This is a genomic window from Streptomyces olindensis (assembly GCF_040645895.1).
GTDB lineage: Bacteria > Actinomycetota > Actinomycetes > Streptomycetales > Streptomycetaceae > Streptomyces > Streptomyces olindensis.
Genome location: NZ_JBEYZD010000005.1, coordinates 18,447 through 31,257, shown reverse-complemented (window position 1 = coordinate 31,257; position 12,811 = coordinate 18,447). Strand labels below are relative to the sequence as shown.

The window sequence follows — 12,811 nt, the reverse complement described above, 5'->3', positions numbered from 1 at the left end:
AGACCTCCGTACCGATTACTGGAAAGAGGCGGGTGTGAAGCTGCGCAGCGCACAGTGGTACGCGGGCCAGGACCGCAACGCCTACATCCACCGGGCGTGGATGCGACGCGGCGTCCCGGGCGATGCCTTCGAGGGCCGTCCGCAGATCGCCATCGCCGACACCGCCTCCGATCTGACGCCGTGCAACGCCCACCTGAGCGAGGTGGCCGCCTCCGTCCGCGACGGCGTGTACGAGGCCGGCGGCATCCCGCTGGAGCTGCCGGTGGTCTCGCTGGGGGAGACCCAGATGCGGCCCACCGCCATGCTCTGGCGGAACATGGCGGCGATGGCCGCGGAGGAGATGCTGCGGGCCAATCCGATCGACGGCGTGGTGCTGCTGGGCGGCTGCGACAAGACCATCCCGGCGCTGCTGATGGCCGCCGCCTCGGTGGACCTGCCCGCCGTCGTCGTGCCCGGCGGCCCGATGCTGACCGGCACCTTCCGTGGCCGGCCGCTGGGCTGCGGCACCGATGTGTGGCGCCTGTCGGAGGAGGTGCGGGCGGGCACGCTCTCCCAGGAGGAGTTCACCCGCTCCGAGTCGGCCATGATCCGCAGCCGCGGACACTGCAACACCATGGGCACCGCCTCGACCATGGCGCTGCTCGCCGAGGCGCTCGGCACGGTCGTCCCCGGTGTCGCCGGCACCCCCGCGCCGGACAGCCGCCTGCTGGAAGCCGCCCACGGGACCGGCCGCCTGGCCGTCGACATGGTGGCCGCCGACCGGAGGCCGGGCGCCTTGCTGACGAAGGCGTCCTTCCACAACGCGATCGTGGCGCTGGCCGCCATCGGCGGATCGACCAACGCGGTCGTCCACCTGCTCGCCATCGCCGGCCGACTGGGCATCGACCTGACACTCGACGACTTCGACCGCATCGGCTCGCGGGTCCCGGTGCTCGTGGACCTCCTCCCGGCCGGGCGTTTCCTCATGGAGGACTTCCACCGCGCCGGGGGACTGCTCGCCGTCCTGCGGGAGGTCCGCGACCTGCTCGACCCCGGGGCACTGACCGTCACCGGCCGCCCGCTCGTGGACCACCTCGAGGACGCCCCGATCTGGGACACGGAGGTCATCCGCACCCGTTCCCAGCCCCTGGTGGCCGAGGGCGGGATCGCCGTGCTGCGGGGCAACCTCGCACCCGCCGGCGCCGTCATCAAACCGGCCGCCGCCTCCCCGCACCTGCTGCGCCACCGCGGCCGGGCCGTCGTCTTCGACAGCATCGAGGACTTCCACGCCCGGATCGACGACCCGGACCTCGACGTCGACGCCGACTCCGTGCTCGTCCTGCGGGGCTGCGGACCCAAGGGGTACCCGGGCATGCCCGAGGTGTCCAACATGCCGCTGCCCAAGAAGCTGCTGGAGCAGGGCGTACGCGACATGGTCCGCGTCTGCGACGGCCGGATGAGCGGCACGGCCTACGGCACCGTCGTCCTGCACGTCGCGCCCGAGGCGGCGGCCGGCGGCCCCCTCGCCGTGGTGCGCACGGGGGACGTCATCAGTCTCGACGTCGAAGCCCGCCGCATCGACGTCGAGGTCCCCGCCGGCGAACTGGCCGACCGCACACCGAACGACGCGACCCTCGTCGGCTTCGCCGCCCCGCGGCGTGGCTGGGAACGCCTCTACGTCGACCACGTCCTCCAGGCCGACGCGGGTGCCGACCTGGACTTCCTCGTCGGCTCCAGCGGCTCGGAGGTCAGCCGCGAGTCGCACTGACCTGCCGGCTCCCGCACCGGAACCTGGGGCCTGAGCGTCGGCTGCGGACGGGGTGTTCCGGGCCGGGCGGTGCCGTGGCTGCGTCCACCGCCCGGCCCGGGGTCTCAGGTGTGCGCCACGAGGTCGCGGTGTCCGGGCTGTTCGTGGTCGCAGGTGTCGTCGACGCCGTAGGTGTCCCAGGCGGGGAACGGGTCGTCGGCCGGCAGACTCTCGCCGTCCGCCAGCAGGCAGTCGGTGAGCGCGGCGTGGAGCGCCTTGGCGTGCAGCCGCGTACCGATGAAGACCAGCTCCTGGCCCGCCGGGCTGTCGGTGTCGCGGGCGGCGGAGGGCTCGAAGCGTGCGACGGAGCCGGCCTGCGACCACAGCCCCGTCACCCGTGGGCGGCTGGCCAGGGTGAAGAAGCCCTTGGAGCGCAGTACCTGGCCGTAGGCGCCGCTGTCCATCTCCTCGGTCACGAACCTCCACAACCGCCCCGGATGGAAGGGCAGTTCGGAGCGGAAGACGGTGGACGAGATGCCGTACTCCTCGGTCTCCGGAACGTGGTCGCCATTGAGCTCCATGACCCAGCCGGGGGCCTGCTGGGCACGCTCCAGGTCGAACAGCCCGGTGCCCAGTACCTCTTGAAGCTCCACGCGGCCCTGGACGGCGGGCACGATCCGGGCCGCCGGGTTGAGGCGGGTCAGCGTCGCCCGCAGCCGCCGCGCGTCGGCGTCGTCGACCAGGTCGAGCTTGTTGAGCACCAGGACGTCCGCGAACTCGATCTGGTCCATCAGCAGGTCGCTGACCGTGCGTTCGTCGTCCTCGTACTGGTCGAGGCCGCGCTCGACCAGCTCGTCGCCGCTCGCCAGTTCCGGCAGGAAGTTGGCCGCGTCGACGACCGTGACCATGGTGTCCAGACGGGCGAGATCGCCGAGCGTGGCGCCGTCGTCGCGGGCGAAGGCGAAGGTGGCCGCGACCGGCATGGGCTCGGAGATGCCACTCGATTCGATGAGGAGGTAGTCGAAACGGCCCTCGCGGGCCAGCCGGTCGACCTCCTCCAGCAGGTCGTCGCGCAGGGTGCAGCAGATGCATCCGTTGGTCATCTCGACCAGGCGCTCCTCGGTGCGCGACAGCGCGGCCTCACCGCCGCGCACCAGCGCCGCGTCGATGTTGACCTCGCTCATGTCGTTCACGATGACCGCGACCCGCAGTCCCTCACGGTTGCCGAGCACGTGATTGAGCAGCGTGGTCTTTCCTGCCCCGAGGAAGCCGGACAGAACGGTCACCGGCAGCCGGTGCGACATTTTTCCCTCGGGGACGGCCATGGTTCTCCTCCTGTGACGGGCGAGGAAGACGTTATATGAAAACGGATCCCGTTTCCAAAGCAGAGGGAGGAGTGTCCGCCGGTCGGGGCGTCACCCGGCCGGCAGGGCCTGCTCGGCCCAGATCGTCTTGCCCTGGTACGTGTGACGGGTCCCCCACCCCTGGCACAGCTGGGCGACCAGCAGCAGGCCGCGCCCTCCCTCGTCGTAGACACGGGCCCGGCGCAGGTGAGGGGCGGTGCTGCTGGCGTCGGACACCTCGCAGATGAGCTTGCGGTCCAGGATCAGGCGCAACTGGATCGGCGGCCCGGCGTACCGGATGGCGTTGGTGACCAGTTCGCTGACGACCAGCTCGGTGACGAACGTCGCCTCGCCCAGGCCCCACTCCTGGAGCTGTCGGATCGCCTTGTTGCGGACCTCGGCCACCGCGGACGGCTCCGGCGGTACGTCCCAGGTGGCGACGTGGGCCGAGTCCAGCGCCCGGGTGCGGGCGAGCAGCAGCGCCACGTCGTCGGTGGGCCGGGGCAGGAGCACCTCGCGCAGGACGGCGTCACAGATGCCCTCCAGCGAAGTGCCCGACCGGACCAGCGCGTTCAGCAGGAGGTCGAGACCCTCGTCGATGTCACGGCCCCGGGCCTCGATGAGGCCGTCCGTGTGCAGCACGAGCAGACTGCCCTCGGGCAGCTCGACCTCGGCCGCCTCGAACGGCAGGCCGCCCAGCCCCAGCGGGGGCCCCGCGGGCAGGCTCAGGACGCGCGCCTCGCCCGCGGGGCTGACCAGCACGGGTTCGGGATGACCGGCGCGGGCGAGGGTGCAGCGCCGTGACACCGGGTCGTACACCGCGTACAGGCAGGTGGCGCCGATGTCTGCGGTGCCGGACGTGCCGTCGGTCTCGGCGAGCGACCGGTTGACCAGGTCGTCCAGGTGGGTCAGCAGCTCGTCGGGGGGCAGGTCGACGTCGGCCAGGGTGCGCACGGCGGTGCGCAGCCGTCCCATGGCGGCGGAGGCCTGCACGCCGTGGCCCACGACGTCGCCGACCACCAGGGCCACGCGGGCGCCGGAGAGCGGGATGACGTCGAACCAGTCGCCGCCCACACCGATCTGCGCACTGGCGGGCAGATAGCGGGACGCGACCTCCACGGCGGGCTGCGGGGGCAGTTTCTGCGGCAGGAGGCTGCTCTGCAGGGTCAGCGCGGTGTCGCGTTCACGGGTGTAGCGGCGGGCGTTGTCGATGGACAGGGCGGCCCGGGTGGTGATCTCCTGGGCCAGCAGCAGGTCGTCGTGCTCGAAGGGCTCGGGCCGCCGGTGGCGGGAGAAGGTGGCCACGCCCAGGGTGGCACCGCGGGCGCGCATCGGTACGGCCAGCACCGAGTGGAAGCCGAACCGGCGCACGCGTTCCGCACGGTCCGGCGCCAGGGAAGCCCACCGGTCGATGCCTTCCGGGGTCACCGTGTGGATCAGCGGCTCCCCGGAGACCAGGCATTCCGCCGCGGGGGAGGTGTCCGGGTAGGCGGCGACCGTACCCAGCGGGACGACGGCTTCGGGGCACCCCGGCAGCACCGACTGATTGGCGACGCGGCGCAGTGTGATCGGCTCGGGCAGCGTCTCCGCCCGCAGTTCCCGGTCGTCCTCGATGTCGGGAAGCAGGTCCACGGTGACGAAGTCCGCCAACTGCCCGACGGCCACGTCGGCCAGTTCCTGCGCGGTGCGGGCCAGGTCCAGGGTGGTGCCGATGCGCACGCCGGCCTCGGCGACCAGGGCGAGCCGCCGGCGGGCCAGTTGCTGCTCGGTGATGTCGTGCGCGGACAGCAGCACTCCCCGCACCACTCCGTCGGGGTCGCGGACCGGAGCCAGGGACACCGACCACACGCTCTCGTGGTCGTCGCCGGCCAGGTGCAGGGCCGCGTCGAGGTGCCGCTGTTCGCCGGTGCCGAGGATCTGCCGCATCAACTCCTCGGCGCGCTCACCCTCCGGATGGAGGAGGATCTCCGACACCCTCAGCCCGCGCATCTCCGCCTCGGAGAGACCCATCACGCGTTCCATGTCCGCGTTGGCCCTCAGCAGCCGCAGGCGGGTGTCGTAGAGGGCCATGGTGCACGGGGACTGGGCGAGGGACCAGTCGATCAGAGCGTGCTCGTCGGACTCCGGCCGGGTGGCAGACACGGGCGAGACCAGCACCCACTCGTGCGACTCGCCTCCTGGGGGCCGCTCCCGCCTATGGGCCAGCAGGGTCACCGGCAGGACGCGTCCGTCCCGGTGCCGCAGGGTCGCCGAGCCGCTCCACCGCCGCGCGCCTTCCAGGGACCGCAGTGGCCCGGCGGGGGGTTTCCCGGCGAGCAGCACGGCCGCGGACCGGCCCACGATCTCCGAGGCCGGGTAGCCCACGAGGCGGTGCGCGCCCTCGCTCCATCCGACGACCGTGCCGCGGGCGTCCACGACGGCCCGGGCCGTCGCCGTGTCGTCGATCGACGGCAGCGGTTCCAGCCCCGCCCCATCGCCCCCGATGGTGTCTGGTGGAGGCATCACGTCATCCTGCCGGCAGCAGGCACCGGTCCGACGCGGCAGCAGACTGGTACATAGAGTTTAGAATTCAGCATTAGTGATGAAATTGCAATAAAGGACGCTGAGTGGGTCCGTGGTCAGGACGTGCCTCCCGTCAGGCCGGCGGTGCGTCGTGCCGGACCGGAAGCTCCCGTCCCAGGCGGGCGAGCGGGGACAGGGCGATGATCACGGGAGAGAGCATCATGCCCGCGGCCGTCACCAGCAGGCTCGTGCGCAACCCCCACTCCTCCGCGAGGAACCCGCCGGTCAGGGAACCGAGCGGGGTCATCCCCATGCCCACGAAGGTGAGGGTCGCGGCCGCGCGCCCCTGCATCCCGTCCGGGGTGACGGCCTGCCGCACGGCCATGACGGTGACGTTCACCAACTGGCCGCCGCACCCGAAAACGAAGCCGGCCGCGAGCAGCGCGGGAACCGTCACTGCGGAGGAGTCCCGCAACGCGGGCACCCACAGGAACGCGCCGTCGCCGACCGCCGCCGCGCACACCAGCACCGCGCCGTGACCGAACCGGCCCGGCAGGCGGGCCGCCAGCAGCGAGCCCAGGAGCGCGCCCGGCCCCGCCGCCGTGAGCGCCAGCCCGACGACGGTGCCCGACAGGTGCAGTTCCCGCGGCAGGAAGAGCAGATAGACGGTCATCACGGCCGCCAGGGAGAACTGGAAGGCCGCCGAGGCGAGGCACACGGTCCGCAGCGCGGCATCGCCGGCGACGAAACGCAGGCCCTCGTGAATGCGCCGCCACACCCGAGGGGCGTGCTCCGGGCGCTCCGGGACCGGTTCGGCCCGGCGGATCCGCCGGATCGACAGGAACGACAGCGCGAAGAACAGCGCGCCGGAGGCGGCGGCGAGCGGCGCCGACAGCAGGGACACCAACGCGCCGCCGAGGGCGGGGCCGCCGATCTGCGCCGCGGACCGGCTGCCCTCCAACGCGCTGTTGCCCCGCACCAGTTGGTCGCGTTCCACCAGGCGTACGAGGGACGCCTGGTACGCCACGTCGAAGAACACCGACAGGGCCCCGACGGCGAAGGCGAGCACGAAGAGGGCGGGCAGCCCGAGCCAGCCGAGGAGGCCGGCCAGGGCGGCGGCGCCCAGGGCCAGGGCCCGGCCGGCGTCCGTGAGCACCATGGTCGTGCGGGTCCGCCAACGGTCCACCCACGCGCCGGCGAAGAGCGAGAACAGCAGGATCGGCGCCTGCCCCACCGCGCGGAGTGCCCCCAACTGTCCCGGACCGGCGTGGAGCGTCAGGACGGCGAAGAGCGGCAGGACCACCAGGGTCGCGTGTTCGCCGAGTTGGGAGGCCGTCTGCCCCACCCAGAGCCTGCGGAAGTCGGCGTTCCGCCACAGGCTCGGCGGAACAGGCCGATCGGAATCGGATACGGCGGAGGAAGCGGACGGCACGGGAATCCCTTGTGGTTGCCGACGACGAGGCCCGCCACCGAGCACGGAGACGTGCACCGGTGGTTCAGGCGAGGGGAAGGCTCGCTGTGCCGCAACATCAAGGGCAGCACGCGATGACGGGCCGCTCACGGCCGAAAACGTCAACGCGCGCTCGGAACACCGACCATGTCTTCGCTCCTGGTAGTGACTCGTCGCGTCCGCACCCTAGTCGTCGCCGACCGGGTGCGAAAGCGGAATTCGCCCGCCCCTCGAGCGTTCAGTGCTCACCGCCGGCGGCGCGCCGGCAGGCGCCGCCGCAGTACTCGGAGTTCACGGCGTCGTAGGTGAAGGCGGTCGCGTTGCCCGACTGTCCCACCGCCACCAGCTCCGAGCGGCCCGTGCAGTTGCTGAACTCCCATACCCGCAGGGTGTCGAGCATGGTGTTGTAGTACGACCTGCCTTCGCGGGTGTCCAGGCACTCCCGTCCGGCGGGCAGCTTGTACGCCGTCGGCCGGCCCTCGAAGTTGTGGGCCGCGTAGACACAGAAGCGGTACTGCGGGCAGTCGCCGAGGCCGGCCGGGGCCGAGAGGGCCGGTACCGCCCCGAGCGGGAGCAGGAACGCCGTGAGGACGGCCACCAGGCCCGCGTGCCAGGCCAGGCGCTTCCCCGCCCCGCTCGTCGTACGCAAGAACACGGCGGACCGCTTGGGCGGAGTGAGGATGTCGAAGGCGTTGCGGTTCACGGGCGACTCCCGACGAAGAGTGATGTCACGGAGTCATATGCCCCTGGGCCAGGTCGCCCGAGCTCCCCCACATGGCTGTACCGGAGTTCTTGACCGTCCCGCCGCACGCCCCCCGCGCACGCGCCGGTATCTCCGGGCGACGGCTTCCACGCCCGGGCGGGCAGGCATCCCGGGCGCGTCCGGCCGAGGGGCTAGCCCTCCGTCACGCCCCGTCATCGGGATCAGTCGGTGTGCCGTGCCGTCGCGCAGCGCCGTCATCACCTGGGTGCGCAACGCCTCCGCCGACGCGGCGGCAGCCTCGGGGCGGTCGTTCCACTCCTCGACGAAGCGGGTCCGCAGCGAGCGGGACACCGTCTCGAAACCGCCCTCGGTGGGCCGCGGCGGGATGTACTCGGCGGCGTCCGAAGCATTGCGTCTCCCCTCCGGGATGCCGGCGGGGCGCCGGCAGGGATCTTCCGGACATCTCCTCGTTGGTCCAGGGTGTTTCGCTCTCCCGTCTCGTCCTGGACGCATCCGGCCGACGAGGACCTCAGTTCCGCGGACGCATCGTCGGCCCGGGGGCTGCCCCCTGCCCCTGGCCTCCGGTCCCCGGGCCGAAGAGGCCACCCGCGGTGCCGTCGCCGGGCTGCGACGGGGAGGGCGTCGGGGTGGGGGAGGCGCACCCGCCCGGGATGTCGCTGCACGGTGTAAGGGACGGGGTGGGAGAGGGGGCCGACGGGGTGGGGGAGGGCGTGGGGGACGCGCTGGGGGACGGGGAGGGGCCGGGGGAGGGCGCGCCGTCCTCGTTCGTGCCCTGGCCGAGCTGCGGCGCGGCGGGGAAGGAGAGCACCGGCTGCCCCTGGAGGGCCGCGGTCATGTAGCCGAGCCAGACCTGGGTGGGCATGTCGGCGCCGAAGACCTTGCTGTAGCCGCCGACCCCCGCCATCGACTGCAGGCCCGAGTTCTTCGGGTTCTCCTTGAACATGGCGACCGCTGTGGACAGTTGCGGCGTGTAGCCGATGAACCAGGCCGACTTGTAGTCGTCGGTGGTGCCGGTCTTGCCGGCGGCGGGCCGCCCGAGGGCGAGGGCGTTGGTGCCGGTGCCGTGCCGGACGACGTCCTGGAGGACGTCGGTGACGGTGTCGGCGGTCGAGGCGGGCATCGCCCGGGTGCCCGAGGGCGCCCGGAACCCGGGCAGCCGCCCGCCGGCGTGCACCACCTCGGTGACGGAGTAGGGCTGGTGACGGATGCCGTGGTCGGCGAACGTGCCGTAGGCGTCGGCCATCCGGATCGCCGACGGGGTGGAGGTGCCGATGTAGAAACCGGCGGTGTCGTACTGCAGGCTGTTGCGCAGCAGACCGGCCTGCAGCGCCTCGTTCTCCACGTTGTCGTAGCCCACGTACTCCCCGAGCTGCACGTACGGGGTGTTGACCGACTGCTCCATCGCCTTGCGCAGGGTGATGTAACCCCACTTGGTGGGGGTGTCGTTCTGCTGGTGCAGCAGTCCGGTGGGGTCACTGCCGTCCGGGAGGGCATGGCCCTGCTGGTTCTTGATCTCGATGCCGTCGTCGCCGTCGAACAGGCTCTCCGGCGTGATGGGGGAGGGCGCCGCGCCGGGGGAGAGCACGGCGCCGTGGTCGAGCGCGGCGGCGAGGTCGAACGGCTTGAACGTGGAGCCCACCGGCACGCCGGAGCTGTCGGCGTTGTCGGTGTAGTGGCCCTTGTCCCACCCGTCCCCGCCGTACAGGGCGACGACGGCGCCCGTGGTCGGGTCGACGGAGGCGGCACCGACCTGGACGTTCCGGTCGGCCGCACGGTGGTCCGGGTCCAGGTGCTGCTTGCGCATCGCCGCCACCGAGGAACTCAGCTCGGCCACCTCGTGCTTGTCGAAGGTCGTGTGGATCTGGTAGCCGCCCTCGTTCAGCTGCTGGTCCGAGATCGACGAGTGCTGCTCGACGTACTGCTCGGCCACCTGGACCAGATAGCCGATCTGCCCGCTCATGGAGCCCCGTCCGCGCATCGGTTCGGGTGTCGGGAACCCGGCGTGCAGGTAACGGTCCTTCTGCGCGGCGCTGATCTTGCCGATGGCCGCCATCCGTCCCAGTACGTACTTCCAGCGGGCCACGGCCGGTGCCCGCTGCTGCGGGTCGTCGGCGTTCATCATCACGCTGGGAGCGTTGACCGTGGCCGCCAGGAACGCGCCCTGGCTCACGGTCAGTCTCTGCGCGGGAATGCCGTAGTAGGCCTCGGACGCCGCCTCGATGCCGTAGGCACCGCGGCCGTAGTAGCAGGTGTTGAGGTAGCCCTGGAGGATCTGCCGCTTGCTGAGCTTCCCGCCGATCTTCAGGGAGATCATGATCTCGTCGAGCTTGCGCGAGAGGGTCTGGCTCTGGTTGAGGTACGTGTTCTTGACGAACTGCTGGGTGATGGTCGACCCGGACTGCACCTCACCGCCCTGCGCCATGTGGTAGATCGCCCGCAGGATTCCCTGCGGGTCGACACCCGGGTCGGTGTAGAACGAGGCGTTCTCGGCCGCGAGGAAGTCCCACTGGACGGCGGAGGGCACCTGGGAGAGGGTCACGTTCTGCCGGTCGACCTGGCCGACTTCCGCCATCTGCGAGCCGTCCGACCAGTAGAAGGTGTTCGCCTGCGTCTGGGTGTCCGGATTGACGCTGGGGATGGACACGGTCGCGTACGCGTAGGCCACCGCGGCGAGCAGGCTGCCGCACACCGTCAGGAACAGTCCGGCCAGTTGCTTCCACGACGGCAGCCAGCGCCGCACGCCACGTCTGCCCGCCCGCGGATAGTCGATGAGCCTGCGCTTGTCCGACGGCCGTCGCCGCGACGAGGACCCGGCGCTCGCCGAGGCGCCTCGCGCCCGCGCCCGGCCCTTCCCGCGCGCCGGCCGCCGGTTCGCCGTCCGGGCGGCCCTGCGCATCTCCGCGCGCGTCAACCGGGCCTGCCCGGCCGCGGGCGGTGTGGCGTACTCGCCGTCCGGCCAGGAGGGTGCGCTGCGGCCATCGCTCATTCTTGCTTGCCTTCGGTGAGGTGCGGAGGGCATGAGCGTAAGCGGCCGCCGAGGCGCGGGCCGGACGGTTTGGGCTGCTGTTGACCGGCTTATCGGGCAGATATTCCGGTCCCGTTGCATCGCCCTGGCCGAAGGGCCGGCAGGGCGGCGTGCGGTCAGCGACCCGCAGGGGGAGTCAGCGAGGGGCCGGGGTGGGGAAGGACTTGTCGCCGAAGAGGACCCGGCCGGCCGCGGCCCGGCCGAGCGGCGTGCGCAGCAGTGTGAAAGCCGCCCCCGCCATGGCCGGCGTGCGCACCTGTGCCAGCCCCCTGCGCAGCGTGAGCCGCCCTCGGAAGCGGGCCCGCAGAGCGGCACCGTCGTAGGAGGACAGCGCGTCCGGCCGCCCGGACCGCAACGCGTCGTCGAGGACCGCGGCCGCGAACTCCGACAGCCGCAGGCACGGGTCCAGCCCCCCGGCGGTGAGGGGGGAGACCGCGCCCGCCGCGTCCCCCACCAGAAGACCGTCGGCGCAACTGATCCGGCGCAGCACACCACCGACGGGGATCGGGCCGCCGCGCCGTTCCACCGCTTCCGGCCGGTCCACGCCGGCCAGGCCGGGCGCCGACGCGCTGAACCGCCGCAACGCCTGGCGCAGTCCCCCCGGGAAGCGGTCCGGGTAGCCGGCGACGCCGACGTGCGCGTGCTGCCCGTCGTCGACCACCCAGGCCAGGTAGCCGGGAGCGAGCGAGGGGTCGAGCACACAGTGGAACGTCGGCGGCTCGCCGTGACCGGGCACGGCGAAGACCTCCTCGGCGCCCACCAGCAGGTGGTGGTTCCGGTCGAGGCCGAGGTCCCGGGCGACGCTGGAACGGGCCCCGTCGGCGCCGACGACGAAACGTGCCCGGGCCAGGGTCGGCCCGTCGCGCCCGACCAGACGGACGGCTCCGTCCTGACGGCCGGCGTAGCGCGTGCCCAGGGCGATCCGCACGCCGGCCGCCGCCGCGGTGGCCGCCGTGGCCGTGTACAGGGGCGCCATGTCGCCGACGCGGTACTCGTCGCGTTCGCTGACCAGGGCCACCGGGCGGCGCAGGTCGGGCGGGTAGAGGACGACCCGCCGGATCGGCGGGCCCAGGTGCTCGGGAGGCAGCGGGAAGTCGTCGAGCGTCTTGCGCACGAAGATGCCCGTGGTGCGGATCGCGCCCGCGAGACTGGTACGCCGGTCCACCACGAGCACGTCGTGGCCCTGCCGGGCGAGGAGCGTGGCGGTGTGCAGGCCGGCCAGTCCCGCGCCGACGACGAGGACGTCGCTGCGGGTGGTGGCCCCGAGGCGGGAGGTGTCGGTCGGCTTCACAGGTGATGTCCCGCCGGTGCGGCCTCGTCCGCGAGGTTCTCGGCCTCCCAGCGCAGCAGGTCTCCCGGCTGGCACTCCAGGACCTCGCAGAGCGCGGCCAGCGTCGTGAAGCGCACCGCCTTGGCACGGCCGTTCTTGAGGACCGCCAGGTTGGCGGGGGTGATGCCGACGCGTTCGGCGAGTTCGCCCACGGACATCTTCCGCCTGGCCAGCATCACGTCGATGTCGACGACGATCGGCATCAGATCACCTCGGCCAGCTCTGCCTGCATGCGGGCCGCCTCGACGTCGCGGGCGACGGCCTGGGCGAGCAGCATCCGCAGCACGAGCACGATCAGGGCCACCGCGAAGACAGCCAGGGAGACGCCCCCCAGCAGGAGGACGACGCCCGGCGCCACGGCCTCACCCGGAGCCAGCACCACGCCCAGCGCGAAGACCAGGAGCGCCGCCGCGACGAACGCGCCGATCACGATGTGCACGTACCGGAAGGCGCCGTCGGAGAACACGTTCCCGCGTCGCACCATCGTCACCAGCTGCCAGACACAGACCAGCACCGCCTGGGCCGAGGCGATGCCCAGCACCACGATCAGCAGGATCGGGACGCGCCGGTCCGCGAGGGCGCCGCCCTCCATGTCGTCGGCCAGCAGCGCGACCATCACGGTCTGCACGAACAGCGAACCCGCGAGCAGCGCCACGAGCACGGCTCGCAGCGCCAGCACGGTGATCTTTCCCATCGATGCCCCTTCAATCG

9 protein-coding genes are annotated in these 12,811 nt (G+C 72.3%); 1 reads left to right on the top strand and 8 read right to left on the bottom strand.

The window, feature by feature from the left end:
* Positions 1-34: 34 nt before the first annotated feature.
* The gene (locus tag ABZ948_RS04110) at positions 35-1,747 is read left to right on the top strand and encodes an IlvD/Edd family dehydratase (RefSeq protein ID WP_359757035.1); all 1,713 of its coding nucleotides are present in this window, start codon (positions 35-37) and stop codon (positions 1,745-1,747) included.
* 104 nt (positions 1,748-1,851) lie between these two features.
* Here ABZ948_RS04110 and ABZ948_RS04105 read toward each other — a convergent pair whose 3' ends face one another.
* From ABZ948_RS04105 to ABZ948_RS04070, 8 genes are all read right to left on the bottom strand, one after another.
* Positions 1,852-3,030 carry a GTP-binding protein gene (locus ABZ948_RS04105; protein ID WP_359757325.1) on the bottom strand — a complete coding sequence of 393 codons (1,179 nt, stop codon included), beginning with the start codon at positions 3,028-3,030 and terminating at the stop codon, positions 1,852-1,854.
* A gap of 111 nt (positions 3,031-3,141) precedes the next feature.
* Positions 3,142-5,571, bottom strand: coding sequence for a SpoIIE family protein phosphatase (locus ABZ948_RS04100; protein WP_359757033.1), 2,430 nt, complete (start codon positions 5,569-5,571; stop codon positions 3,142-3,144).
* A 133-nt stretch (positions 5,572-5,704) separates the two neighbouring features.
* Positions 5,705-7,003 (bottom strand): MFS transporter, encoded by a 1,299-nt coding sequence (locus ABZ948_RS04095; RefSeq protein WP_359757031.1) that lies wholly within the window; start codon positions 7,001-7,003, stop codon positions 5,705-5,707.
* Between the two features lie 256 nt (positions 7,004-7,259).
* Positions 7,260-7,724 carry a peptidase inhibitor family I36 protein gene (locus tag ABZ948_RS04090; RefSeq protein WP_359757029.1) on the bottom strand — a complete coding sequence of 155 codons (465 nt, stop codon included), beginning with the start codon at positions 7,722-7,724 and terminating at the stop codon, positions 7,260-7,262.
* Positions 7,725-8,253: 529 nt separating this feature from the next.
* Entirely contained in the window at positions 8,254-10,731 is a 2,478-nt protein-coding gene (locus ABZ948_RS04085; RefSeq protein WP_359757027.1) for a transglycosylase domain-containing protein, read from the bottom strand.
* 175 nt (positions 10,732-10,906) lie between these two features.
* Positions 10,907-12,061, bottom strand: a complete 1,155-nt coding sequence (locus ABZ948_RS04080) for an NAD(P)/FAD-dependent oxidoreductase (RefSeq protein ID WP_359757025.1) — start codon at positions 12,059-12,061, stop codon at positions 10,907-10,909.
* Entirely contained in the window at positions 12,058-12,303 is a 246-nt protein-coding gene (locus tag ABZ948_RS04075; protein WP_359757023.1) for a helix-turn-helix domain-containing protein, read from the bottom strand. The genes ABZ948_RS04080 and ABZ948_RS04075 overlap by 4 nt, the downstream gene beginning before the upstream one ends.
* Positions 12,303-12,794 (bottom strand): DUF2975 domain-containing protein, encoded by a 492-nt coding sequence (locus ABZ948_RS04070; RefSeq protein WP_359757021.1) that lies wholly within the window; start codon positions 12,792-12,794, stop codon positions 12,303-12,305. Before ABZ948_RS04070 ends, ABZ948_RS04075 begins: the two co-directional genes overlap by 1 nt.
* Positions 12,795-12,811 lie beyond the last annotated feature (17 nt).